Here is a 25,443-nt window from a genome sequence, read left to right as displayed (position 1 = left end):
TCAAAGGCCGAAGGAAATTTTCCATTCCTTAAGGATTAGCATATACCGCCAAATCCTCGTATGTTTCCACCTCTACCCTAACCCGTTCGGCACCTGAAGTGTTCGGAAGAACCTTCACGTTTTCCACCACAACCAAAACTCCAGGCGTCATTTTCTTCTGAACTTCAGTTCGAGCGGCATCTTCTGCCAATTTCCGTGCTTCGGCAATAGAACGTTCAAAGTGCACCTTATGGAGTTCTTTGTAGTTCACTCTTATAACTTCGACAGGAAAACGCCAATTCCTCCAGGGTTTGAGGGAATGACTCGTGACTTCTTTATTATCTTGCTCAAATGGCGAATCCTGCATTGTTACCATTATGACGCGGGAACCAAATTTTATACCCCATCCAACAGCAACCTCTCCACTTTCTTCCACTTTATCTTCCACCAGGGGGGTTTGTTTTTCAGCACTATACCATACTCTTGCACGGACAAACCCTCTAGCCATAGAGGCTGGGGGACTCGGTTTAGACGTGTTGAGATTATTGACCGCAGCATTGGGTGCAGCACTTGGAAGGCTAGGGTTTAATGCCTGTGTGATCAGTACTTGCCCCGCCCGGACGGTTTCACCTTCATGTACCTGAGGGGTTCCTTGAATTACCATAATTTCTTTAACAATGCCGGCATGCTTAGCAACAAGATTCCCTGCTTCCTCAGGTATGGAGGGACGGGTTTTCTCTGAAATTTTTATTAACACGCCAGTCCCATTCTGCTCCACACCAATCCAGGCAGCGTCAGGTAACTGTTCCTGAAGTGCCTTTGCAATCTGGTTTAAATCCAAGTCCTTTGATTTGGTCCAAGTTTTGAGACCTAACTTCTCGGCCCGCTCCAAGATATCCGCGGTTAAAACGTTGTGATTGCCCGTCACGGAGATCGACAACACAAGCTGTGATAAAATCGTTAACACCAAGGCTATGATAGCAATCCCGGTTAAAAGACCTTTCCTCCGCCACCAACGCGCCGCAATAAATGGCCAACCGTATTTAGCCATAATATGCACCCGAGTATGAGTTTGGCGAGCTGCCCGCCGCAAGCGCCGAAAATCTGCTAACTTAATCTGCGCCCGCATTCCTCGTTCAGACTTTTGCGTATGGAAAACAATCACACCGTCTTTCAAAATCTGATTTAGAAAACGTGCTAACTGCTCTCCTCTCGCGAGAAAGAAGATCCTCCCTTGCCAAAAAGCCCGCAATCGTTCAAACATTATTTCATCTCCCTCCCCTATATAGAAAACTTGACCAGCGCCAAGCTCTGGCTATGGATGGGCCGAGTGTCCCTGTAGCCAAGAATGGCGAGAAGGGACACTCCAGGCGCCGGCGATTGCCTTAGTTGCTCTTATACTTTCTGACTAGTAAAAGATAAGGAAGAAAGTTCCCCTTCAATTCGAAGTTCTGTCGATAATATGACCTTGAGCGCTAGCCCCTTGCCTTCAAAACAGACATCTCCTTCCGCAGTTTCCAACCGAATTTCCTCCTCAGAAAAATTTACAATGCTCAGATAGTTTTCCACCAGAATTTGCCGCCGTCCGATTATAGTAATTTTAGGACCTTCTCCCGCTACATCTGGTGGAAAATCCAAAACATCTCCGACGCTCGTCTGTATTTTCTTGAACATAAAAAGCCCCTCCCTTCTGTATGATAGTTATGAAGGGAGGAGCAAGATTAGTCCAAGCTTTTTATCTAATTGTTATTGCATTTCTCATAGGAAAAGGCCCAGTTGCGTTGCAACTGGGCCTTTTCCTTAGCAATTAATTACTTGTCCAATGATTGAGGTTCGTAGTTCAACTATCGAAAATCGAACTGCGAATATCGATTATGTCCCAAGAATTTCCCGTACAATCAGATTGACGAGTTTGCCATCTGCACGACCTTTCGTCTTAGGGGATAACGCACCCATGACTTTCCCAAGGTCTTTAGGACCCTGGGCCCCTACAACGGTGATGGTCTCCTGGACGAGCTGACGAATTTCCCCTTCGGAAAGCTGCTGAGGAAGGTAATCCATTAAAACGGATATTTCCACTTCCAGAGCTTGAACCGTTTCGGGGCGATCTGCATTTTCATATACTTCAAGCGAATCCCGACGTAGTTTCAATTCACGTGCTAATACTTCGATGACTTGAGCATCGGTAAATTCAATTTTCTTGTCAATCTCTGCATTTTTTATAGCAGCCCTGACCATTCGGATGACGGAAAGTCTTACCTTCCCCTCCTCTTTGGCCTTCATGGCAACCTTCATATCCTCAACGAGGCGATCTTTCAGGGTCAATTCGAGACACTCCTTACTTGAACTTGCGTTTACGTGCAGCTTCAGACTTTTTCTTTTTCTTCACGCTTGGTTTTTCATATGCCTCGTGCTTGCGAGCTTCTGCACTAACCCCTGCCTTTTGACAAGTACGCTTGAACCGGCGGAGTGCGGCATCCAGGGATTCGTTTTTACCAACTTTGACTTCACTCATTGTCTTATCCCTCCCTCCACTGGATCATCAGAAATATACCTTTTCATTATACTGGATGAAGTAGTTTGCGTCAAGTATGGGGAATCCATGAATTACCCTTACAGGGTATGACACGAATTTTTTTCGCGTAAATTATCCAATTTTCGCGTTTAGCGCCTGTCCTCCGAGCAAATGAAAATGCAGGTGTCCGACAACTTGACCTCCATCTGTCCCAGTATTCGTCACCACTCTATAACCCGACTCGACCACTCCGAACTCCTCAGCTAAACGACGGATTACGCCAAAAATATGACCGATTAACAATTCGTGTGCAGACGTGACATCATTAAGACTTCCCAAATGAATTTTCGGGATTATGACCAAATGCACAGGTGCTAACGGTTGAATATCCTTAAACGCAATCATCTCATCATCCTCATAGGCAATCTCACTTGGAATATCTCGACGGGCGATTTTGCAAAATAAACAATCCTCTACTTGCATATTTCAGTTCCCCCTTTATCTTATTAAACTAACTATCTATTTGTTCATATGATCTTTTTCTAAAACAACCGTTACAAATTGCCGAGAAACCCAAGGCGATACACCCTCACTGGCCGGCAATTGAACTTGAATATAATGAGGAGTATGCCCTATCGCCCGACCTTGTGAATCAATCCATTCGATCAGCACTTCCGCAGGTTTTCCGAGAAAATGACTAACAAACTCTTCCTGACTATCGTGAGCTACCAACAACAACTCCTTGACCCGCCGTTCCTTAATTTGCTTCGAAACTTGATCAGGATAGTCAGCCGCAGGAGTTCCTTTCCGCTTCGAATAGGGAAATACATTAATTCCGGAAAATCCACAGGACTTCACAAACTCTAAAGTAGAAGCGTGATCGTCTTCAGTTTCTCCTGGAAAACCAGCAATGATGTCCGTGGTAACGGCAAGATTTGGAACTCGCTGTCGAAGTCTTTCTAGCAGGCTTCGGTATTCGTTCAAATTATAGGGACGGTTCATTCGGGTCAGTATCCGGTCGCTTCCACTCTGTAAAGGCATATGTAAGTGGGGGCAGACCTTATCTGATGAGACAATACTCTCTATTAACGCAGGGGTATATTCCATCGGTTCTATTGAACTCAAGCGCAGACGACTTAGCCCAGGTATTTCAACCAATTTCCTTACTAAACGAGCTAAATCCCACTTCCCCTCCAGACCGTCCTCTAAATCTTGTCCATAATATCCAGTGTGAATTCCAGTCAAGACGATCTCGGGATATCCCGCCTCAACAAGCCGGCGAGCCTCAGCTAGAGCATTCTCAGGGATACGGCTCCGTAAAGGGCCACGTGCATAAGGAATAATACAATAGGTGCAGAATTGATTACACCCTTCCTGTATTTTGAGAAGTGCTCTTGCCCTGTGCTCTTCGCTGAGTTGGGGAAGTTCTTCAAACTCCTCTGCATTCCAAATCTCGTGCACAGCATTCTGAGGTTTTTGCTCAGTTTTCACTTGCTTAATCAGGTCTAACATCTTCATTCGATCCTGCGTCCCGACTACAAGATCAACGCCCTCAATACCCAAGACCTCACCCGGAGCAGTCTGCGCATAACACCCCATAACCACAACAACACTTTCGGGATGTTCCCTAATCATACGGCGAATAACTCGACGTGATTTACTATCCCCCATATTCGTCACAGTACAAGTATTAACGACAACAACATCAACAGCCACTTCCTCTGAGGCCTCGACCACCTTATACTCTGCCTCTCGAAAAAGTTGAGCCACCGCCTCGCTCTCAGTCTGATTCACCTTGCAGCCAAGCGTAACGAAACAAACAGCCGGATGCGTTTTACTATGTTCACCTTCTAAAGGCATAAATATTCCACCTTTTGTTACAAAACAATTAACAGGGTCACTCTTTAAACAGCGTTTCAGCTTTCAGTATAACTTCCTGCATTATTTCCACTGGCATTATACCCACAAATTGTGCTGATCGACTTATCCAATCAAGACTTTTAATTTGATCAGCCAGAATAACCCCCCCTACAGGCAGTCCTTCCGGTAATCTCACTTCAAATGGATAACCCTTAATCTTGCTTGTTATCGGACAGAATAAAGCCAATCCTGTTTTTTGATTATATTCTTTTGGAGATAATACTACAGCGGGTCGTTTTCCAGCTTGCTCAGAACCAGCCTGCGGATTGAATTGGAGCCAAACAACATCTCCCCGGTCTGGAAAATAATTATTCACCATTCTTCATTCCCGATCCGTTCACCTGCGTGAATCTCTCCATGAAGGTTCTCCGGAGTTACCTGATCTAAAAGTTCTTTTAAAGAATAAATTCTGGGTTTAACTACAATTGATCCGTCAACAATATTTATATCGACTGGAGTTCCATTTTTAATTCCGATTTCCTTTGCCACGTATTGAGGAATATGAAGACCTAAACCATTTCCCCATTTCGTAATTATCGCAACCATCAGAAAGCCTCCTCTCGTATATACATAGTATATACAAAAAAGCATTTCTTAGCTATTAATATTTGCAACCCCGCCAAAAATGATTCAATACTGAATGCAAGTCAATAACCATTTCCACACCCTACACGCAAAGACAAGACGGCGCACATGAAATGTGCCGTCTCGACAGCCCCCATCCGCCCCGTCTCCGTCCCCGTCCCAAGCCCGGGGCGCAGTGTCACACAGCGCGACGTCTTTTACGCAAGCAGACCAGCAAACTTCCGTTCAATCTCCCAACCCCAGATACGGGGCTGAGCACAGGACGTGCGAAGCCGCCAACTGAGCCACGGATGGCGAATTTGCCACGATAGTCTCCATTGGAGATTATCGCCGTAGGCGTGTTCTTTAAAAGAATACTATCGCCGAAGGATGTACCCCGCTCCCCTGAGACAGGAGCTTGAACGGTTAGTTTGCTCTGCGTCGTAAGCACCGAGCGCTGTGTCTCACAAGGCCCCGAGATCCCCGAAATGCGCCAAAACCATTACAAGCGTCGCTAAAGCAGCCGTCTCAGCCCTTAAAATCCTAGGCCCTAGCGTCACACTCTTCGCCCCAAGTTTTTCTTGGGCAAAAGCCACCTCGGTCTCGTCAAAACCACCCTCAGGTCCAATAAGAATAGCAATAGGACGTTCAGCGTCCATCGTTTTAAGAACAGAAACCAAAGTCTGGGTTTTTTCCTCTTCATAGGGAATGATCCACTGAGTATCGGGCGGCACCGCCTCCGCCAAGTCCTTCCAATCGCAGACCTCAGATATTAAGGGTTCCTGAACTCTATGGGACTGTTTCGCCGCTTCTGAAGTGATTCTTTGCCAGCGAACGACCCTTTCCTGAGCCCTACTTCCCTCAAGTTGCATGACTGACCGTTTAGCTCTCAAGGGTATTAGACTCTTCATGCCCAGTTCGGTGCCTTTTTGAATCACCCATTCCATTTTTTCCCCCTTGGAGAGCCCTGCCACCAGATACACAGCGGTATGGGCTTCCACATCCGGATGATCCGAACTGAGAATTCGACAGGTTACGCTATTGTCCTCAATCTTATTGATGACACTAGTATACTCCATCCCAGTATTATCAAATCCAACCACCAAATCTCCGGGTTTTAGTCTGAGCACTCGGACTAGGTGATCACGTTCAGCATCTCGCAACCAAAATACCTCGTCGCCTAACTCCGTAATCTTAAACCGATTCATAATTAGCCCACCTCGCTCGAAATAATATCCACCCGGAATCTTCAAGGCGTTCCACAATCTCTAATCCGGCTTCCTTCAATCCTTCTTCCACATCGTCCGCTCTATTTTCAATAATACCAGAAGCCAGAAATTCACCGTCCGCACGCAATATGCGTTTCAAATCCGGGAGTAAGATTAAAATAACATCTGCAATAATGTTAGCAATCACGACATCCGCCTGCCCCGTGAGCACGGTCCCTAAATCCCCACGTACAACTCGGACCTGATCGTTCACATGATTTAAATCAACATTTTCCTGAGCCACCCTAATCGCCACGGAATCGAGATCGACCGCATCCACCTTTGCTCCGAGCTTTGCAGCTGCGATTGCTAAAATACCAGAGCCTGTCCCAAGGTCAAACACTCGTTGTCCGGGTTTAACAACGTCTTCCAAGGCTCTTAAACACAACGTTGTCGTGGCATGAGTTCCTGTTCCGAAGGCCATGCCAGGATCAAGCTCCAAGACGATATCCCCTTCACGAGGATCGACTGCCTCCCAGGTCGGTTTAATTAGAAAATGTTTCCCAATATGTATCGGCTTAAAATAAGCTTTCCACGCAGTTTCCCAATCTATTTCCTTTAACGAAATCCCCTTAGCCTGTATTAGCCAATCTGGAGAGCGCTGTAGTAGTTCACGAATTCCTAGATCCAGCTTCTCAAGTTTATCTGCCAGCTCGTCATCCTCAGGGAAATAGCCCTTTACTACAGAAGTACCTGTGAGTTCCACTTCTCCAAAATCATGGTAATCCCAATTTCCGGATTCTATGTAACTGCGTAGAAGTTCCGGATCTTCCACACTAACACCAAGACACCCTAACTGATAAAAAAGATCGGCAACAGCTTCCTCTCCTACAGATGAAACTGTTACCGCTACTTCACGCCAATTCATTGTTTATGCTCCTTTTTACCCCATCGCATCCTTGAGGTTTTCTTTGAACTTTTCGAACAATGATTTCTTACCCATTTGTTGCTGTTCAGTCGTCACTTCACCAAATTCACGCAAAAGTTTCTTTTGCTTTTCGTTTAGCTTAGTTGGAGTTGTTAAAACAGCTCGAACATGCTGATCTCCACGACCGCTCCCACGGCGATGGGGTACTCCGTGCGCCTTAAGACGAAAAACCGTGGACGTTTGAGTTCCTTCGGGGATTTTCATCTTAACCACCCCATCTAGCGTTGGAACATCAATTTCTGCGCCCAGAGCTGCCTGAATAAAGGTAATTGGGACCTCACAATAAATGTCATTTCCTTCACGTTCAAAGAACTTGTGTTGTTTGACCTGCAAAACGATATAAAGATCTCCCGAGGGACCTCCTTTGGCACCAGCCTCACCATCTCCACTGAGCCTTAGGTTTAAGCCGTCCTCAGAACCTTGAGGAATGCTAATTTTAATCGTTTTAACCTTTCGGACTTTCCCTTGTCCGCTACATATTGAGCAAGGACTACTTATCGTGCGTCCTTCCCCATGACATGTCGGACACGTTCGAGCCGTCTGGATTTGGCCAAAAGGCGTGCGTTGCAGTACTTTCACTTGTCCGCTGCCATGACACTGGGAACACGTTGTTGGATTTGTTCCTGGAGCTGCCCCAGAGCCCTGACAATCCACGCAAGTTTCATCCCTCGGAATCTGGATTTCCTTCTCGACGCCAAACACCGCTTCTTCAAAAGTCAAGGTCATCGCATAGCGCAAATCAGCTCCCCGTTGCGGACCACCGCGCCGCCCGCCGCCGCCACCGCCGCCAAAAAACATATCGAAAATGTCTCCGAAGCCTCCAGCATCGCCAAATCCACCACCTTGGTTGGGATCTGTACCGGCATGACCAAATTGGTCATAACGCGCTCTCTTCTCTGAATCACTCAAAACATCGTAGGCATCCGTAACTTCCTTAAACTTTTCTTCCGCTCCTTTATCACCCTGGTTAACATCAGGATGGTATTGGCGGGCTAACTTCCTATACGCTTTTTTGATTTCTTGTTCGCTTGCTGACCGCTCGACCCCGAGCACTTCATAGTTATCGCGTTTCATGTCTTCCCTCCACACTCCTGCTTGCCTATCCGCTACAAGGCTATAAGTCCTATAGTATTATATGACCCTTAGACTATAAGCACAAGGAATTCTCCAATTAAATGGAAATAATATTATTAATCTGCAAACAAATGCGGGCGCAAAGGCTTAAACACCTTTGCACCCAAAATCACCTAATACGTATCCTAGCCATATTTAGCCAGTTCTAACCGGTGCTACAGCCATCGAAATTAGTCTTTCTTAACCTCAGTAAATTCAGCATCTACAACGTCGTCATCCTTCTTGGGCTCCTCAGCTCCAGGTTCTGCCCCAGCATTCGGGTCTTGAGCAGCTTGTTGTTGATACATCTTTTCAACATAAGGATGGAGCACTTTGTTCAAGGCCTCTGTTTTCGCATTGATATCCTCTACGCTTTCAGCTGCCGCAACTTTTCTCAAGTCTTCAAGGGCTGTTTTGATGCTTTCAACTTCAGCAGCATCTCCCTTACCCTCGAAGTCTTTCAAAGTCTTCTCTGTTTGATATGCTAGCGAATCAGCTTGGTTCTTAGCGTCGATCAGTTCTCTGAGTTTCTTGTCTTCCTCAGCATGAACTTCGGCGTCTTGTTTCATTTTTTCAATATCATCTTTAGAGAGACCAGTAGAAGAAGTAATAGTCACTTTTTGTTCATTCCCTGTGGCCATATCTTTTGCGGAGACGTGGACAATTCCATTGGCATCAATATCGAATTTAACTTCGATCTGTGGAATTCCTCGTGGCGCAGACGGTAATCCAGTAAGTTGGAAACGTCCAAGAGTCTTATTATAACTCGCCATTTCACGTTCCCCTTGAAGAACATGAATATCGACTGAGGTTTGATTGTCTGCAGCCGTTGAGAACGTCTGAGATTTAGTGGTAGGAATAGTAGAGTTACGGTCTATGATTCGGGTAAATACTCCGCCAAGAGTTTCAATTCCTAAGGAAAGCGGGGTAACATCCAACAAGATCATGTCTTTTACTTCTCCACTGAGAACACCACCCTGAATGGCCGCACCCATGGCGACTACTTCATCTGGGTTAACCCCTTTGTGTGGTTCTTTACCGCTTAATTTCTTAATTGCTTCTACTACTGATGGGATACGAGTAGATCCACCTACTAAAATGATCTGATCAATTTTGTCCCAAGAAAGTTTAGCGTCTTCAATTGCTTGACGTGTGGGTCCAATTGTAGATTCCACGAGATCTGAGATAATGTCTTCAAACTTGGCACGGGAAATATTCATGTCCAAATGTTGTGGTCCTTGTTCTGTCATGGTGATGAACGGCAGATTGACATTTGAATTTGTAACACCAGAAAGCTCAATCTTGGCTTTTTCAGCTGCTTCTTTTAAACGTTGCAGAGCAACACGATCTTTTGAGAGATCTGCGCCATTACTTTTCTTGTATTCAGCCACCATATAGTCGATCAAACGTTGATCAAAATCGTCGCCACCCAGATTGTTATTACCACTCGTTGCTTTCACTTCAACCATGCCTTGGCTTAATTCGAGGATTGAAACATCAAAGGTTCCGCCCCCTAGGTCAAACACCAAAACAGTTGAATCATCTTTTTTGTCGAGACCATAGGCCAGCGCTGCAGCTGTAGGCTCATTGATAATCCGAAGTACTTCAAGTCCGGAAATTGCTCCCGCATCTTTAGTCGCTTGACGCTGAGCATCTGTGAAATAGGCTGGCACAGTAATAACCGCTTGAGTGACTGATTGACCGAGATAAGCTTCCGCATCCGTTTTAAGTTTTTGAAGAATCATCGCGGAGATTTCTTGTGGGCTATAAGGTTTATCGTCGATTTTCACTTTAAAATCCGAACCCATATGCCGTTTAATAGAACTAACTGTTTTGTCAGGATTGGAAACTGATTGTCGCTTAGCCACTTGTCCAACTAAACGCTCACCAGTTTTCGAAAAACCTACTACCGATGGAGTTGTGCGATTTCCCTCCGCGTTAGGGATAACTACCGCTTCCCCACCTTCCATAACTGCTACGCAGGAGTTTGTTGTACCTAAGTCAATACCAATAATTTTTCCCATTTTATTTCTTCCCCCTTAAATTACTTAAATTAATTAGAAACTTTAACCATACAAGGACGTAACACTTTTTCTTTGAGATAATACCCTTTTTGTAGTTCTTCTACGACAGTATTTTCAGGATGCTCTTCTGAAGCCACTCGGAGCACTGCTTCATGAAGATTCGGGTCAAAAGGTTGACCAACAGCATCCATCGCCTTTAAACCTTCCTTGCTTAGTGCGGTTTGCATTTGGCGAAGAATCATCTCCACTCCTTGCGAAAAAGATGTAAAATCCGGATTATCTTTGGCCGCACTAACCGCGCGATCAAAATTGTCCAGGACAGGAAGCAAATCTACCACAAGGCGTTCAGACGCATATTTTATGAGTTCAGTTTTTTCCTTTTGAGTCCGTTTTCGATAATTATCAAAATCGGCCTGCAGACGTTGCAACTGACCATAATAGTCTTCTGCTTTAGATCTGGCCTTAACAAGCTCCGCTCCTAAGGTCAGCTCCTTTTCTAGAGGGTTCATATCCTCGTCATCCAAGCATCCTTCATCCAGGATGGATTTTTCGGAATCAAGCCCGTTGTCCGTCATGTTATCCTCGTCCTTACCCAACTCTTGGTCTTTGAGAGCTTCATCTCTCCTTCGAACCATCCACAATCACCTCTCGCGCTTAATAAAATCGACTTAATCTATGATTTAAGGACCCTCCACAACTAAGTAGTTTCAAGCCCAAAGTTAGTGTAAATAACTTGCGTTCCCACATGCAGAAAGCCCAGAGGTTTTGCCGCGCTCGCCTCGTAATAAGCGTTCACAACATCCCTTTTCTGCCCGTCAAAATTCCCGTCAAGCTGCGCGTCATAAATTCTACAATAGCTATCACTTTAGCGTAATCCATACGAGTCGGTCCAAGAACACCTACCGCCCCAATAGTTATCCCGTTAACTTTATATGTTGCAGAAATCACGCTACAATCTCGAAATTCCTTTAACATATTTTCCCCACCAATGGTGACATTTAACCCCTCATTGTATGGATGCAGCAGTTTTCTCAGAGATTCATTCTCTTCAAACACTCTGAATAGAGTTTTTACTTTAGATAAATCCTTAAATTCAGGTTGATTCAGCATATTGAGAGTTCCACCAAGATAAATGCGTTCTTCTCCCTCGTGATCGTCCAAAATAGTCCTTAGCATATCCATGGTATTGTCAATCAGAAGCCTCTGTCGGGACAACTCACTATAAATTTCATGCAACAAGCTGCTTTTAACCTGCCCTAAGGAATACCCTCGCATTTTTTGATTAAAAACCCCAGCCACATGTTGAAGCTCTTCAGCCGTGAGATTCTCTCCAACATCAACAATATGGTTCTCTACCACACCGTTTTCCTTCACGATCACCATAATAACCTGACCGGGTTGATACGGCAGAAAATGCATTCTCCCAAACGTGCTTTTCCCTTTTTGTGGCCCAAGTACTATACTCGTTAAGTTTGTAAGTTCTGACAACAACTTACTTGTATGGGAAATAACTTCTTGAATCTCATGGATTCGTTTCGTACTTTCCCGTTCAATAGTTTCCTGATCCTCTTCACTAAGAGTTTGAGGATCCATTAGGCAGTCCACAAAATACCGATACCCCGCATCCGAAGGAATTCGCCCAGCTGAAGTATATGGTTGTTCAATGAATCCTAAATCTTCTAAGTCAGCCATCTCATTGCGAATCGTTGCAGGAGATACCCCAAGATCAAACTTACGTGCAATCGTTCGTGAACCAATCGGTTCAGCGGTAGCAATATAATCCAGTACAATCGCCCTTAGTATCTTGCGTTTGCGTTCATCCATTTGCATAATGCTTTTCCGCCTTTCCGAAGATTGCCCCTCTCCGCTTAAGTATTTAACGTTCTTATCGTTTTTTCATTTCACTTGTTAGCACTCTCTCTCGATGAGTGCTAACAGCTTATGTGTTCACCTTACCACTCAGCTTTCACTTTGTCAAGAATCATTTCAAAATAAATTATTTTAAGTAGAACGACTACACTTCTGCCAAGTTTCTCCAAAACAAGGCGACAAACATGAAATCTGCCATCTCCGAAGATAGGACAGCGCATTTGGCGTAACCCCCCCCCCGCACCTCGCAGTCTAAAGTTATGCGATTTTATGCAAGGTAGTGCAAGTTTGGGGACGGTTCTCAGACTTGCATTCTTCCCCATCTTTTCTAATTGGAAGCAGGACGCTTCACATGAACTAAATATGTAGAACAATTGAAGCACATCACTTTTTGTCTATTACTGCTATTAAACCGTAGCAACTGTTACATATCTTAATCTTTTCTCTATCAGGATGATCTGGATCTAGCCAGTCATTGGCGTGTTTTGCCAGCATTTCAGTGTCGCATCTTTCACAGTTAAATGCTTCTATCTTTTCTGCCTTATCGAATCTTACCGATCCATTCGGGTTAATAACCATTACTTAAACCTCCTTCTCCCCAAAGCAAGACGGCGCACATGAAATGTACCGTCAAGATAGCCCCACCGTCCCTTGTGTCCTACCCCGACAATTTAAGCACACTCGCTATACACGCTGGGTAGCGCAATGCAATTTCAAGTACCGTCCCCAGAACCCACAAAGCAAGACGATGCACATGAAATGTGCCGTCCCCTTAAACGCCGCTCCGTCCTCCGTTCCCCGTCCTCCGTTTGTTTCTAGCCCCGGGACGCAGTGTGACACAGCGCGACGTCTTTACGTAAGCAGCCCAGCAAACTTCCGTTCAAGCTCCCGACCCCAAATACGGGGCTGAGCACAGGACGTGCGAAGCCGGCAACTGAGCCAAGGATGGCGAATTTGCCACGATAGTCTCCAGTGGAGATTATCGCCGTAGGCGTGTTCTTTAAAAGAATACTAGCGCCGAAGGATGTACCCCGTTCCCCACAGCAGGAGCTTGAACGGCTAGTTTGCTCTGCGTCGTAGGATCCGAGCGCTGTGTCTCACAAGACCCTCTCTGCGTCGTATGACCGAGCGCTATGTCACACAAGTCCCACGAACTCTTGTAGAATCGAATTCGCAACAAACGAATACTTCGGATTCAATCGCAAATAATCACCTTGAAATATCAGAACATCCTTATTCTTATATCGTTCCAACACGTCCCTATAAATATCCCTAAGATCAACTCCAAAATCATTTCTAAACAATGTTAAATTAACGCCTTCCTCGAGGCGTAACCCCAGAATCATACGTTCCGCCATGCACTCTTGCAATGATAATGCTTCCTGACCTGATTCATCCATGGGATCTTGCCCATTATCAAGACGGCTTTGATAAGTGCGTACTTCTTCGATATTTTTCCAACGCACCCGGTTTAAACATGACACCCCACCGGGGCCTAACCCTAAATAATCTTCTCCCCTCCAATAGCCTAAATTATGCCGACATTCATAGTCAGGGAGAGCGAAATTGGACGTTTCATAATTAGTATACCCCGCCTGTTTTAGCCGCTTAACTGCCCAATCATGCATCTCAGCTTGTAGATCATCATCTGGAAGCGTTTCACACCCTACATTTTCTGCGGGACCACATCGTGATTCAAGTTTTTGCTCCTTATCTACCTCATCTGTCTCGTCTGTCTCGTCGATCGCTCCTACTTTATACCGACTATGCAGTGGGGTCCCTTCTTCTAACATTAATCCATAGAGGGATAAATGTTCTGGCGAGTAAGACAGGGCTTCCTCTACGGTCGCTTGCCACGTCCCCATATCCTGCGAAGGCAGGCCAAACATCAAATCCAAATTTAAGTTATTAAATCCTGTCGCTCTCAAACGCCCAATCGCATCACGAGCTTCTTGGGCGGTATGCATACGTCCCACAGCGCTTAGCAATTTGTCATCAAAGGTCTGAACACCGAGGGAAAAACGGTTGATCCCGTATCTTCGCAAGATATTTAGCTTTGATGTTGTGATAGTCCCTGGATTTCCTTCCATGGTTTGCTCTGCCTCCGGGTCCAAGCGAAAATGTCTTTGAATCAGATCCATCAAGCATTCTAGATCCGAATCCTTCAGCGCCGTCGGTGTCCCTCCTCCGATAAATAGAGAAGATACCCCCTGAGGGGCATCTTTTTGTCGCTTAACCATTTCGACTTCTAAACCCTCTAGATATACAGATATAAGATCCTTAGGGGAGTTAACCAATGAATGAGAATAAAACGCACAGTAATCGCATTTTCGAATACAAAACGGGACGTGTATGTATAAGGAAGGCATACGCATGCACAACCCTCTTCCTTTTAAATTAATGTAGGGGCACGCTACGTGCCCCTGTACATGATTTAATCTTCGATTTTTAATACCGCCATAAAAGCATCCTGAGGTATTGCCACACTGCCAACTTGCTTCATACGCTTTTTACCCACTTTTTGCTTCTCAAGTAGTTTGCGTTTCCGGGAAATATCTCCGCCATAGCATTTGGACAAAACATCTTTCCGCATAGCGCTGACAGTCTCACGAGCAATGACTTTGTTCCCGATCACAGACTGGATCGGAATTTCAAACATCTGCCTCGGAATAATTCCCCGAAGTTTTTCCACAAGTTTCCGTCCCCGATTATAAGACTTCGCTCTGTGAACGATGAACGACAGGGCATCCACCATTTCTCCGTTTAGCAAGACATCAATTTTAACTAAATCTGTCTCTTGGTAACCACATAGCTCATAATCCAGCGACGCATAGCCTTTGGTACGTGATTTCAATTGATCGAAGTAATCGAAAACAATTTCGCTGAGGGGGAGTTCATAGATCAGTTTCACCCGACTCTTAGACACATAGTCCATCGTCAAATACGTTCCGCGCTTCTCTTGATTGAGTTCCATGATCGCTCCAACATATTCCGCCGGAACCAAGATCGTTGCTTTCACAATCGGTTCTTCGATACTCACAATTGACTCGAGAGGGGGAAGATTAGACGGATTATCAATCTTTACAACGTCCCCTTTCAAGGTGTTGACGTTATAGATCACGCTTGGTGCTGTCGTGATCAGGTTAAGATCGTATTCCCGCTCCAAACGTTCCTGAACGATCTCCATGTGGAGTAAACCGAGAAATCCACACCGAAAACCAAAACCCAGGGCGACTGAAGTCTCTGGTTCAAAGACTAAGCTGGCATCATTAAGATGGAGCTTTTCCAAAGAATCGCGCATTCGGTTATAATCGCTAGCATCAACTGGGTAGAGTCCACAAAACACCATTGGAGTGGCCTGCCTGTACCCTGGAAGTGCTTCAGTGGCTGGGTTTTCCGCATCTGTAATCGTGTCCCCGACCTGCGTATCCTTGACATTCTTAATGCTGGCAGCAATAAACCCAACTTGTCCGGCTTTCAGTTCATCAACGATACGTATTGCCGGCAGAAACACGCCCACTTCCGTCACTTCAAAGACCTTTCCGGTGGCCATCATTTTCATCTTCGTGCCTTTGGCAATCCGACCCTCGACAATTCGGACGTAGGAAATAGCCCCTTTATAAGCGTCGAATTTGGAGTCGAAAATCAAAGCCTTCAAAGGAGCCTGATCTTCTCCTTGCGGAGGTGGAACCATCTTCACAACCCGTTCCAAGATCTCCTCTATCCCAATTCCAGTCTTTGCCGAAGCAAGGATTGCCTCACTGGCGTCGAGCCCAATCACTTCTTCAATCTCTTCCTTAACACGCTCCGGCTCCGCACTAGGTAGATCAATTTTATTAATCACTGAAATGATTTCCAGATTATTCTCTAAGGCTAGGTAAACATTAGCCAAGGTTTGAGCCTCAATCCCCTGAACCGCATCGACTACTAACAAGGCACCTTCACAAGCCGCCAAACTGCGGGATACCTCGTAGGTGAAGTCTACATGACCCGGTGTATCAATGAGATTTAGTTCGTAAACCTCGCCGTCATGCGCTTTATAAGTTAACTGCACAGTTTGCAGCTTAATGGTAATACCACGCTCTCGCTCTAGATCCATGTTATCTAGAACTTGCTCTTCCATTTCCCGTTTGCTCAAAGCACCCGTATATTCAATTAGTCGGTCAGCTAACGTAGACTTGCCATGATCGATATGGGCAATAATAGAAAAATTCCGGATACGTTGTGAAGCCTGTGCCAAGGTATTTCCTCATTTCTATAATTCAAAAGTAACAAATTTTATTTTATAATGCAAATAGGACATTCTAATCAGTAATTATATCAGATTCAGTGTGAATTTCGCAAGGAACGCTAAATTATTCCAAAGTTGAAACATGCATTGGATTGCAGTGCCCACAAAAAATTGAAAGCTTAAAGAAATTATAGATTTAGTAGCATTATATGAGTATAATATAGTTACAATATTACTATGAGGAGTTGCTACTATGCAGATTAAACCGTCCGCAAGCATCCGGCAAAATTACAACGAAATCGCAGATTTATGCAGATCTACCGGAGAACCTGTGTATCTCACGAAAAACGGCGAGGGTGATCTTGTGGTCATGGATATCGGGACGTTTGTCCGCCGTGAGAAAATGCTAAAGTTGCGCGAAGAACTGCTGGCCGTTGAAGAAGATCGTCTGGCCGGACGCGCCGGAACTACGCCGGATGAACTGGACAGCTATCTAGAAAGCATTATTAATGAGGTGGAGCATGGAAAAAAAGCCTCAATATAGAGTCATTATCTCCGATCGCTCCCGTCAGATGCTGGCCGTCCATGTTCGGTTTTTGGCACAAAAGAATCCCTCTGCCGCCCGCAAGGTAAAGAATGAATTGATAAACGCTATCCGTTCTCTTTCGACAATGCCGGAACGATTTCCGTTCCTCAGTGCCGAATTTATACCGTTCAATAAGTATCATAAAATGTTCGTAGAACAATGGTATCTGATTTTGTATCAAATCAAGGATCAAACGGTGTACGTTGACTATATCGTGGATTGCAGACAGGATTATGAGTGGTTAGTGCGATAGTATTGCACACATGACAACATCAATCATTATAGATAGTTCTTAGGCTTTAATCAGTGCTTTTTTTGATTGCTTCAAACTCTATAATTATCCCAGTGCAGAAGTTAAGACAAACCAGAAAACACCTCGCCACGTTGCTCGTGAGAGGTGTTTTCTGGTTTAAACATTTCTTCACCTAAACATTAGGCTCGATCCCCGTCACCCTCGCCTGCTTCGCAAACGGTTTTGCATGACGGCGACCTCGATGATGGAAGCCAGCTGACGTCCGGGCCGCACCGGAATCGTCACCATGGGGACGGGAATCCCTAAAATCACAAAAGTTTCCGGAGGGTCGAGGCCTAGGCGGTCGTAATACTTGCCTTCTTCCCATTCCTCTAATTTTATGAGCAGGTGCAGTTCTTTTTCCTCCCGCACTGCCCCAGCCCCAAACAGCTGAGTGACATCCATGATACCCAAGCCGCGCACTTCTAGGAGATGTCGAATAGTCTGAGGTGCTCTGCCGCGCAGATTCTCCTCGTCTACCCGCTGTACTTCTACAGCATCATCCGCCACTAGCAAATGCCCTCCCCGTATCAATTCCAAGGCTGTTTCACTCTTCCCGATGCCACTTTCTCCAGTGATCAGCACGCCCACTCCATAAACATCCACAAGAACCCCGTGCACTAAAGTAGTAGGTGCTAGACGATTGGCCAAATAGCGAATGAGCAGATAATAGAGTTGAGTCGTAGAGCGTTGGGTCGTCAGCAAAGGGATACTCCGTTCCTCTGCGAGTTGAATAAACTCTGAGGGAATCGACAAACCGCGCGTAACAACGATACAGGGGACCTCTGACAACATAACCCTGGAAAGATTGTCGTAACGAATTTCATCTGCGAGTTGTTGCAGGAGACCCAGTTCCGTTCGACCATAGATCTGGATTCTCTGCGGAGTTAGATAGGTCAGATAGCCAACCAGTTCAGCACTAGGTCGCTTGAGGCTAAAATCTGTAATCTCCCTGTCCAATCCTGCTTGCCCTGCGATCACTTTAAACCCAAACTCCTCGACTAACTCGCTAATTGTCAGCATTCCATCCCACCTACTTATTTTTATCCAATCGTGGTACTCCCACTTCTACTAGCGGAGTGGCATCCCGAACTTTGCTTCAGTAACGATAGTCTCCGGTACGATAGCCTCCGGTACGATAGTCTCCGGTGGAGAGTATCGCCGAAGCCGCTATCCCTAAAGAAAAACTTACCGGCGAAGGATAGAGCATCGCCGAGCTACTTTCGAGGTTCAACTCTAGTTGAACGAGTTCACTATGACTTAGACGAAAACCTTTGTAGCACGTCTTTAACCTCTGAGGCAGTAGCACATGCCAAGACAGCATCTACCAAGCTTCTTTTTTCTTCAGTCGACAACTCCAAGTTCGCCAAGACGCGCCGCACTTTAGGCAGGGACCCGGCTGCCATACTGAGTTCTTTAATGCCAACGGCTGCAAAGAAAGGTGCTAACAGCGCATCTCCACCAGCCTCGCCACACACTCCCGTCCAGATCCCAGCTCGGAGACCAGCCTCACTGACTCGGGCGATCATGCCCAAGACAGCCGGATGATTCGGCTGATAGAGGTCAGACAGGTCATTATTTTCCCGGTCCACAGCGAGCATATATTGAGTCAAATCATTGGTCCCGATCGAGAAAAAATCCACTTCAGCAGCGAACTTATCAGCCATCCAAGCAGCTGATGGAATCTCGATCATCATCCCGACCTGGAGTTCTCCAACCGGATAGCCTGCTTGGATAACCTCATCACGGGACACCCTAAGCATTTCCTTGGCCTGAAAGAGTTCTTCCATAGTTGCTATCATCGGAAACATAACCGCCGTTGGCCCAGAAGCCGCAGCGCGCCAGATAGCCCGTAGCTGTTGACGGAAGAGCTCCGGACGTCGCAAGGTGAGGCGCAGTGCCCTAACTCCCAAAAAGGGATTTTTCTCCTCAGGAAGTTGCAAAGCAGGCGCTTTTTTATCCCCACCGATGTCTAAGGTTCTGATCACGGTCAGGTGGGGCGCACAGGCAGAGATCACCTGCTGGTAGGCTGCCATTTGTTCCTCCTCAGCAGGGAGTTTTTCACCCATAAATAGAAATTCGGTGCGATACAACCCGACCCCTTGAGCTTTGAACTTCTGCACAAGCGCTAAATCGCCCGGACTCCCGACATTAGCTGCCAAAACCATGCCTTTAAGAAGTCCACTATCCAAAAGGCTTTCTTCCTCCAGAAAATCTCTAGCGGCAGACGTTGTTTGCCCTTCGGGAGATCGTCGGATCCAACCTTCTTCCCCGTCCATCTCCACCCATAACTGAAGCTTCAATTCCTCCCAGCCGTCTGCAACTCCGGCCAAGGCCGGAATTCCATAGGTACGAGCCAAAATCGCAGCATGCGAAGTTTTACCCCCCTTGCGTACTACAAAGCCCAAGACTCGCTCCTTCGGCAAAGCAATCGTTTGAGCAGGAGTCAATTCATCAGCCAAAACCACATATTGGCCGTCTTCCGGAAACAAATCAGAGCTACTGCCCTGGGAGTCTTGAAGATTCTGAAGCAATTGCCCCAAGACATCCTGCACATCCACAGCGCGCTCTTGAAAATAGGGATCTTCTAGACTGCGCAACATCTGTACTGCTTCGCCCGCCACTTCCTGCAGGGCACTCTCAGCAATTAAGTGCCCCTTTTGCAAACGCTGTTGGGCTTCCCCGATAAAAGCAGGATCACTCAGCAAGAGTTTGTGTGCCCCAAAGATTTGGGCTAGTTCCTCTCCCTGTTCCTCTTTCACCTGGGCTTCCAAGCGTGTTAGGTTCTGTTCAGTGAGAACAACCGCTTGCTGTAAACGAGCCATCTCCTCCTCAACAGAAATGTCTTGCCGGTTTTCCACTTGAACATCCGCTTCAAATCCTCTCAGGTACCAAGTCTTACCAGCCGCCCGCCCAGCTGAGACTCCAAGTCCCCGCCAAATCCTCTCTTCCATACAAACCTCCATTCCGCCGTGGCTTACCTAGCTATCTTGGTTTTCCAAATCGAGCATTAATTTTTCCAGAGCTGATACCGCTTCCGCTTCATCGTCTCCCTCGGCTAGAAGTTCAAAAACACTGCCCGCAGCTAAGCCCAAGGAGAGAATTCCTAAGATGCTTTTGCCGTCGACCACCGAGTCCCCCCGCTTGATTTTAATTTTACTTTGAAAGCGACTGGCAGCCTGAACCCACAAAGACGCAGGACGGGCATGGAGCCCAGATTTGTTATTAATGGTTAGTTCTCGCGTAATCATAGCAGCTTATACCTCCCAATCCTTGAGTAGATAACTTTCTGCCTCGGCACACCATAACCCCTTATTTCTTTGGACAATTTCTGCCAAGCGCGCAAAATGCGGTTGAGTGAGACCCTTCTCAGCAAATTCATCGATTGCTGTTAGCTCCATCGCAATATGAGTGTAGATCAGTTTTTTCCCGCCAGGAATATGAGGGAGATTCAAAACCGTCTCGGCTACCGCATCCAACCCACCAATATGCGTGACCATCACCGCAGGGTTAATTATTTTCTCTTCGGTCAGTTTCAGGGATTCGAGTAGATCCGAGGTATTACCACCGGTTGTTCCCATGACATGGGTCGAGCCATAGTGGACATTATACAAATTCATTTCCGCTCCAAAGCTGGGATCTGTGGGACCGGCAAAAAAGTTAAGACAACCGTCGCGGCCTAGAATCTTGTCTCCTTGTTCAGCCACTTGTTTAATAGGCGTAAAGACGAAGACATCATCAAAACCCGTGTTTCCAGTTAACGCTCGCAGATGAGCCGGAACATCCTCGATCCCTTGTGTGTTGACAAAGACCAGTTCCACTCCGCATTCCTTAGCTTCCTCTGCGGTAAAAATCATATCCGCTCGAGCAATTTTCTCAGCATCAACATCAGTGACCACGAGCAGAGCAGGTCGACGGTCCGAATGGAGGGCATAATCAATCGCCCCTAAGCCCATCGGTCCAGCCGCCGCCAATAGGGCCATTTTACCCCCTTCCACGATGCCCATGCGATGCTCATAGCTCCCCATACTCGTATGATAACTAGCGTGAAAAGCACCGATAATGCAGGACATTGGCTCCGCCAAAGAAGCTTCATAATAGGTTTCCCCTTGATAATTGAGGAAACAGCCCAATTCCATAACTTCCCGAGGGATCACATTATAGGTGGCATCCCCGCCAAAATATTGATAGGAATAGCCAGGAGACCACATGCTGCCCTTATAATTCAAGGCCGGCTGCAGGGCAAACTTGTTTCCTTCCTTGAACTGATCTTTCAATTTTGCTCCAACTTGCACAATGTTTCCGGAAAACTCATGCCCAATAATAATCGGATGGACATCCACATCTTGGGGTACCCTCTTATGCTTCTTGCCTAAAATGACGGTCTTATAGGTGGACATGCAGACACTGTCTGAAATAACCTCGACCAAAATTTCTTCATCCGTGATTTCCGGCAGTTCAAACTCTTCCAAGCGAAGGTCATTTTCTTTATATAAACGCACTGCTTTGGTTTTCATGTTCATTACCTCCCAAGTATCTTTATAAATTATTTGTTTCATAGAGTGATACATCTATTTCTAAAATTTGGAATGTTACACGGTACTCAGCGTAGGTAGGGTGACTCCCCTTGCAGCAAAGTTTCTTTTTGATAGGGGGCAAGTCTCGATGTTCTACTTAAATTAAACAAGTCCCCTTGAGAAAAATTTAATTACCCAATTAAGCAAGAACCCGATAACGCACTTGATCAAGGTAGGATAACACCTGGCTGAACTCTGGCGGCTGGCTCCCCGTGGTGGCGACTTGGGCTGCGCTCGTGGCCAGTGACCAGCGCACGGCCCTCTCCAAATAATCCTCCCCTGCTGGCACAAGGGTTAAAGCCGCCATCATGGCATCCCCCGCTCCTACCGTACTTTTGACCTCGATCGACAATCCCTCGGCATGAATGACCTTATCTTGATAAGCAAAAAGCGCACCCTCGGCACCCAGCGAAACCACGACCACTTCCAGCCCTTGTTTCAGCAGATTTCTGGCAGCAACCGCCACATCTTCGAGGCGAGAAAGCTCGTGGTCCACCAGGCGTTCTAATTCATGAAGATTAGGCTTAGCGAGATAAGGTTTAGCTTTGAGTCCTTCGCGAAGTAATTCACCGTCGGCGTCCAGAAACGTTTTCACGCCCAGCCCCTTGGCCTTTTCTATCCAGTGCCGATAAATCGTGACCGGCACTGAACTTGGGATACTACCGGACAAGACTAAGCTTGAGTCCGAACCAAGCTCCTTGAAGATCTTTCCTTCCAGTTGCACTAGCTCCTGATCCGTAACCAGAGTCCCCGCTTCATTGATGTCCGTAAAGGTTGAATTCAGAGGATCAACAACTTTTAAATTGATACGGGTCTCCCCATCAACAAAGAGGAAATCGTGGACTATACCCCTGCGCTCGATTTCTGCTCGGATATATTCCCCGTTACGTCCCGCCAAGACCCCCACAGCGATACTTTTCCCGTTCAAAGCGTGAATGACCTTGGAGACATTGATGCCTTTTCCACCCGCATCTAATTGTAGCTTAGTTATCCGGTTGACAGCCCCTACTCGAAAATCTTGGACTTCAACCGTTTTATCGATTGCCGCATTTAACGTCACAGTTTTAATCATCTATTCATCACCGCTGGCAAGAATTCCCAGGACTTCTTGCTTACTGGTGGCCAGTTTTAGTCGAGTCACATTCTCTTCATCCTGACAAACCAAGGCAATGGTGGAAAGAAGCTCGAGGTGTTCATCATTCTTGCCCGCAATCCCGATTAATACATAGGCTATATTACCTCCTCCGAAATCGACCCCTTCAGGATATTGGAGCAGGACAAGCCCAGACTTGAGAATAAACGGTATATATTCTGGTAAACCATGCGGAATTGCCACGCCATTTCCGACATAGGTCGTCATGCTCTGTTCGCGTTTTTCCATACCTTCTATATATTCTGCTTGGACATACCCATTCTTTTGGAGGAGTGCGCCCGCTCTTTGGATGGCAGCATTTTTAGCTTCGCGAGCGACATTAAGTTCAATATTGTTTTCATTAAATATTTCTAAATTCACTGCTCTTCCTCCTTATTTAGTATCTCTACAAGCTCGTTGCGTATATCTTTCAGATCTCCGAAACGTAAAGCCTCGGTCAAGGAATCTTCTTCCAGCAAAGCAACACTAATTTTCCCCAGCAGTTCGAGAATGTAATTGCGTTCATTCTTGCGAGCTATCATCACGAGGAAAGTGTCCACTCTTTCGAGGATATACCCAACCCCTTTAGTTTCGATATATTCCGGTAGTCGGAATACTCCCACAAACGGTACAGAAATCTCTTCCGTACGAAAGTGAATGAGTGCAATATGCTGACCCGGGATAATAACATTCCCTTTCTCTTCGCGTTTGGCAATGAGACGTCGGATGCTCTTCTTGTCAGAAATCAAGTCTAAAGCGTGTATTTCATCCACAATTTCCGTAATGGTTTCGGGGTATGTTTGGGCTAATAAATTTTTAAGGTGAAAATTTTTGAGCATTGTATTGGCTACGTCAAAATCTAAGCCCACTTCATCCGGTTCACTTACCGGCAAGGGTGTCGTTTTTTTCTCAAGTACTCTGTCTTTCCGTAACTGGTTGATCATCGTCTCAATTTTCTCGATGTCTGCTTTCAGTAAAAACGGAGATATCATGGTTGGCGCCGGCTCAATTTTACTATCTAATTTGACTGTTGACACCACCATAGCATAGTCGTTTTTGATTTTGTCCTGCATATGACGCAAAGAACACGTTTCAATTGTTTTAAGATCCGGAAATTCCTTGCTTATTTTATGCTGTAGCATTTTGGCGGTACTAATCCCATTCGGACAAATAATCAGCAAACTGAGTTCTTTCTCTTGCCTTTGTTGGCGCTCAAGGGCTGCTCCGATGTGCATGGTTATATAGCCAACCTCATTGGTCGGTATCACTAAGTTGTACTTGGAGAAAACATGCCGGCAGGCATAGGCTACCACGCCAAAGAGGTGTTCATAATAATGCCGGATCTCCTTAATAATTGGATTTCTGACTTCCAGACCCATCGACAAGCGATAGAGCGCTGGGTTAATATGCTGGATCAAGCCGTTAATCAGGTCCTCATCACAAATAATCTTCAAGTTGAGTCTTTTTCCAGTGAGATAGACCACTTCCCGAATCAAGTCTTCGAGTTCAAAGTCAAGTCCCTTAGCCTCATTGTCAGCCTGAAATAGGTTTTTACCACCGTTCAAGTGCAAGGCCAAATAAGCGAGTTCACCATCTGACAGATTAATTTGATGCTTATGCAAAATTTCCTGAACCCCTGTCATAAAGCCATACTCCTCAGAGGAGAGGATTTCCTGCACGAGTTGGGCGGGCATTTCGATGGGAACCTCGCTCTCCGTGCGCTTGATGACCAGCAATAAATGCATATACGCACTGAAATACCCAATGTCATTGATTTGGGGAATATTCGCATAGATCTCTTCAATCAGTTGTTTGGTCAAAGCCGTTAACTTTTCCCCAAAAGTCACCTTGAAAAAGGCCATTAGTAAATAATCCTTGCTGTCATCATATAGAAACGTCAGCAATTCGCTAAGAGGTTGGTAACTATAAATGAGATCTACAAAGGCATTGCGTTTATGCCAGTCAGACCCTTTAATCTCCAGACCATACCCTCTTTTGCGAACCATAGTAAGATTCTTTTCTTGCAACCAATTATTAATTTTGTCCAGATAAAAGCCAATAGTCCCTTCGACAACATTAAATTGATGGCTGAAGTAAGCCGATTTAATGGGCTCATCCGCCAGCAAGAGTTGGGCGGTAATCAGAACCTGACGTTGCTCCTGGTTTAGCATCCAGAGATGAGGAATTTCTTTCAGGGATTCCCTTGCCTTGGCCAAATCCCGTTCTACCCCATCAATATGAAGCAACCCGCCGCTTTCTGAGATGCGAACCTTGTGTTGCTTGAGCCAGTCATTCAAGGCAGATGTCTCTCGCAGAATGGTCCGCTCACTGACATCGATCTGTTGAGAAAGGCCCCGAATAGTCAGGGGACCTTTCTCCATGAGGTTGTTCATGATGAACTTTTGCCGAACCGTTAATTGCTCCACATTACTCATACCTCACAAC

27 protein-coding genes are annotated in these 25,443 nt (G+C 45.9%); 2 read left to right on the top strand and 25 right to left on the bottom strand.

The features are described from left to right. Positions 1–28: 28 nt before the first annotated feature. The 18 genes from yqfD to lepA form a co-directional block, all read right to left on the bottom strand. Positions 29–1,243, bottom strand: a complete 1,215-nt coding sequence (gene yqfD / locus E4K67_RS02465; RefSeq protein ID WP_135544808.1) for a sporulation protein YqfD — start codon at positions 1,241–1,243, stop codon at positions 29–31. A 131-nt stretch (positions 1,244–1,374) separates the two neighbouring features. Next, the gene (locus tag E4K67_RS02460) at positions 1,375–1,653 is read right to left on the bottom strand and encodes a YabP/YqfC family sporulation protein (protein WP_135544807.1); all 279 of its coding nucleotides are present in this window, start codon (positions 1,651–1,653) and stop codon (positions 1,375–1,377) included. Between the two features lie 198 nt (positions 1,654–1,851). Beyond that, on the bottom strand, positions 1,852–2,304 hold the full coding sequence (locus E4K67_RS02455) for a GatB/YqeY domain-containing protein (RefSeq protein ID WP_135544806.1): 453 nt from the start codon (positions 2,302–2,304) through the stop codon (positions 1,852–1,854). 13 nt (positions 2,305–2,317) lie between these two features. Further along, entirely contained in the window at positions 2,318–2,494 is a 177-nt protein-coding gene (gene rpsU, locus E4K67_RS02450) for a 30S ribosomal protein S21 (protein ID WP_106798030.1), read from the bottom strand. Positions 2,495–2,626: 132 nt separating this feature from the next. After that, positions 2,627–2,977, bottom strand: a complete 351-nt coding sequence (locus E4K67_RS02445; RefSeq protein WP_135544805.1) for a histidine triad nucleotide-binding protein — start codon at positions 2,975–2,977, stop codon at positions 2,627–2,629. A 36-nt stretch (positions 2,978–3,013) separates the two neighbouring features. After that, positions 3,014–4,354, bottom strand: coding sequence for a tRNA (N(6)-L-threonylcarbamoyladenosine(37)-C(2))-methylthiotransferase MtaB (mtaB, locus tag E4K67_RS02440; protein WP_135544804.1), 1,341 nt, complete (start codon positions 4,352–4,354; stop codon positions 3,014–3,016). Positions 4,355–4,391: 37 nt separating this feature from the next. Further along, a complete protein-coding gene (gene mazF / locus E4K67_RS02435) occupies positions 4,392–4,733 on the bottom strand; it encodes an endoribonuclease MazF (protein ID WP_135544803.1) in 342 nt (113 codons plus the stop codon). Beyond that, positions 4,727–4,960 (bottom strand): AbrB/MazE/SpoVT family DNA-binding domain-containing protein, encoded by a 234-nt coding sequence (locus E4K67_RS02430; protein ID WP_135544802.1) that lies wholly within the window; start codon positions 4,958–4,960, stop codon positions 4,727–4,729. Before E4K67_RS02430 ends, mazF begins: the two co-directional genes overlap by 7 nt. A gap of 217 nt (positions 4,961–5,177) precedes the next feature. Then, positions 5,178–5,429, bottom strand: a complete 252-nt coding sequence (locus E4K67_RS02425; protein ID WP_135544801.1) for a hypothetical protein — start codon at positions 5,427–5,429, stop codon at positions 5,178–5,180. Positions 5,430–5,442: 13 nt separating this feature from the next. Next, entirely contained in the window at positions 5,443–6,186 is a 744-nt protein-coding gene (locus E4K67_RS02420; RefSeq protein WP_135544800.1) for a 16S rRNA (uracil(1498)-N(3))-methyltransferase, read from the bottom strand. Then, positions 6,173–7,114, bottom strand: coding sequence for a 50S ribosomal protein L11 methyltransferase (prmA, locus tag E4K67_RS02415; protein ID WP_135544799.1), 942 nt, complete (start codon positions 7,112–7,114; stop codon positions 6,173–6,175). Before prmA ends, E4K67_RS02420 begins: the two co-directional genes overlap by 14 nt. Before the next feature lie 15 nt (positions 7,115–7,129). Beyond that, positions 7,130–8,248, bottom strand: coding sequence for a molecular chaperone DnaJ (dnaJ, locus tag E4K67_RS02410; RefSeq protein ID WP_135544798.1), 1,119 nt, complete (start codon positions 8,246–8,248; stop codon positions 7,130–7,132). A gap of 230 nt (positions 8,249–8,478) precedes the next feature. Then, positions 8,479–10,311, bottom strand: coding sequence for a molecular chaperone DnaK (gene dnaK, locus E4K67_RS02405; RefSeq protein ID WP_135544797.1), 1,833 nt, complete (start codon positions 10,309–10,311; stop codon positions 8,479–8,481). A 29-nt stretch (positions 10,312–10,340) separates the two neighbouring features. Continuing rightward, positions 10,341–10,946 carry a nucleotide exchange factor GrpE gene (gene grpE / locus E4K67_RS02400; RefSeq protein WP_135544796.1) on the bottom strand — a complete coding sequence of 202 codons (606 nt, stop codon included), beginning with the start codon at positions 10,944–10,946 and terminating at the stop codon, positions 10,341–10,343. 157 nt (positions 10,947–11,103) lie between these two features. After that, complete coding sequence (hrcA, locus tag E4K67_RS02395; RefSeq protein ID WP_135544795.1) at positions 11,104–12,141, bottom strand: heat-inducible transcriptional repressor HrcA; 1,038 nt, start codon at positions 12,139–12,141, stop codon at positions 11,104–11,106. 423 nt (positions 12,142–12,564) lie between these two features. Beyond that, a complete protein-coding gene (locus tag E4K67_RS02390; protein WP_135544794.1) occupies positions 12,565–12,759 on the bottom strand; it encodes a hypothetical protein in 195 nt (64 codons plus the stop codon). Positions 12,760–13,316: 557 nt separating this feature from the next. After that, positions 13,317–14,549: a radical SAM family heme chaperone HemW gene (gene hemW / locus E4K67_RS02385; protein ID WP_135545159.1), complete on the bottom strand. Its 1,233-nt coding sequence runs from the start codon at positions 14,547–14,549 to the stop codon at positions 13,317–13,319. A gap of 65 nt (positions 14,550–14,614) precedes the next feature. After that, the gene (gene lepA / locus E4K67_RS02380) at positions 14,615–16,420 is read right to left on the bottom strand and encodes a translation elongation factor 4 (protein WP_135544793.1); all 1,806 of its coding nucleotides are present in this window, start codon (positions 16,418–16,420) and stop codon (positions 14,615–14,617) included. 244 nt (positions 16,421–16,664) lie between these two features. Between lepA and E4K67_RS02375 the strand changes: the two genes are divergently transcribed. Together E4K67_RS02375 and E4K67_RS02370 are read left to right on the top strand one after the other, a co-directional pair. Next, positions 16,665–16,955, top strand: coding sequence for a type II toxin-antitoxin system Phd/YefM family antitoxin (locus E4K67_RS02375; protein WP_135544792.1), 291 nt, complete (start codon positions 16,665–16,667; stop codon positions 16,953–16,955). Next, positions 16,933–17,250 (top strand): type II toxin-antitoxin system RelE/ParE family toxin, encoded by a 318-nt coding sequence (locus E4K67_RS02370; protein ID WP_135544791.1) that lies wholly within the window; start codon positions 16,933–16,935, stop codon positions 17,248–17,250. Before E4K67_RS02375 ends, E4K67_RS02370 begins: the two co-directional genes overlap by 23 nt. A 195-nt stretch (positions 17,251–17,445) precedes the next feature. On the opposite strand, the gene hprK is transcribed toward E4K67_RS02370, so the two are convergent. The 7 genes from hprK to E4K67_RS02335 all read right to left on the bottom strand — a co-directional run bounded on the left by hprK (position 17,446) and on the right by E4K67_RS02335 (position 25,433). Next, entirely contained in the window at positions 17,446–18,312 is an 867-nt protein-coding gene (hprK, locus tag E4K67_RS02365; protein WP_135544790.1) for an HPr(Ser) kinase/phosphatase, read from the bottom strand. A gap of 230 nt (positions 18,313–18,542) precedes the next feature. Next, positions 18,543–20,243 carry a phosphoenolpyruvate--protein phosphotransferase gene (gene ptsP, locus E4K67_RS02360; protein ID WP_135544789.1) on the bottom strand — a complete coding sequence of 567 codons (1,701 nt, stop codon included), beginning with the start codon at positions 20,241–20,243 and terminating at the stop codon, positions 18,543–18,545. Positions 20,244–20,270: 27 nt separating this feature from the next. After that, the gene (locus E4K67_RS02355) at positions 20,271–20,540 is read right to left on the bottom strand and encodes an HPr family phosphocarrier protein (protein WP_135544788.1); all 270 of its coding nucleotides are present in this window, start codon (positions 20,538–20,540) and stop codon (positions 20,271–20,273) included. Positions 20,541–20,546: 6 nt separating this feature from the next. Further along, positions 20,547–21,806, bottom strand: a complete 1,260-nt coding sequence (locus E4K67_RS02350; RefSeq protein ID WP_135544787.1) for a zinc-binding dehydrogenase — start codon at positions 21,804–21,806, stop codon at positions 20,547–20,549. A gap of 199 nt (positions 21,807–22,005) precedes the next feature. Further along, positions 22,006–22,938 (bottom strand): 1-phosphofructokinase, encoded by a 933-nt coding sequence (pfkB, locus tag E4K67_RS02345; RefSeq protein WP_135544786.1) that lies wholly within the window; start codon positions 22,936–22,938, stop codon positions 22,006–22,008. Beyond that, on the bottom strand, positions 22,939–23,379 hold the full coding sequence (locus E4K67_RS02340) for a PTS mannitol transporter subunit IIA (protein ID WP_135544785.1): 441 nt from the start codon (positions 23,377–23,379) through the stop codon (positions 22,939–22,941). Next, on the bottom strand, positions 23,376–25,433 hold the full coding sequence (locus E4K67_RS02335) for a BglG family transcription antiterminator (RefSeq protein WP_135544784.1): 2,058 nt from the start codon (positions 25,431–25,433) through the stop codon (positions 23,376–23,378). Before E4K67_RS02335 ends, E4K67_RS02340 begins: the two co-directional genes overlap by 4 nt. Positions 25,434–25,443 lie beyond the last annotated feature (10 nt).

This window comes from Desulfosporosinus fructosivorans, assembly GCF_004766045.1.
Lineage (GTDB): Bacteria > Bacillota > Desulfitobacteriia > Desulfitobacteriales > Desulfitobacteriaceae > Desulfosporosinus > Desulfosporosinus fructosivorans.
This window is presented reverse-complemented; position numbering and strand designations above follow the sequence as displayed.